This window comes from Bergeyella anatis, assembly GCF_036016955.1.
Lineage (GTDB): Bacteria > Bacteroidota > Bacteroidia > Flavobacteriales > Weeksellaceae > JAYWXI01.
In genome coordinates this window covers 1-485 of the sequence record NZ_JAYWXI010000124.1, presented here as the reverse complement: position 1 = coordinate 485, position 485 = coordinate 1, and the positions used below count along the sequence as shown (strand labels likewise).

At 34.6% G+C, this 485-nt stretch carries 1 protein-coding gene; it reads left to right on the top strand.

What is annotated here, in order from left to right:
• The coding region (locus VQ048_RS12565) for a DUF4138 domain-containing protein (RefSeq protein WP_327611974.1) at positions 1 to 485 on the top strand (485 nt) is incomplete at both ends.

Genomic DNA, 485 nt, shown 5'->3' with positions numbered 1-485 from the left:
ACGGTCGTTTTTACCATTTTGATATTTTCTATAACACGACTCCCGAAACGACCACAATGGATTTTAAACGCATTATGAATGAGTATAATACTGAAGATTTTAGTGCCAAAATGGATATTTTGTTTACGGATATTGGGAACCAATCCCCTGCGGTGGCTCAACTCATTATGGAATCTATTTATCAGCAAAAACGAAACTTTATCAAGCATATCGGTTCTAAAAATGCAGGTATTCAGTTTCTACTTAGAGGAATCTATGTTTATCAGGGAAAATTATACTTTGATATGCGTATGAAAAATCAAAGTAGTCTACCTTATCAAGTGGATTTTATCACTTTTAAAATCGTCGATAAATCCACAGAAAAAAAGGAAGTCGCTCAAGAAATTCCCATTCAGCCTTTACGCACTTATCAAGAACTACAAAGAGTAGAGGCAAGAAGTAAAGCCAATGCCGTGTATATGTTAGAACAATTAACCTTAGACGAT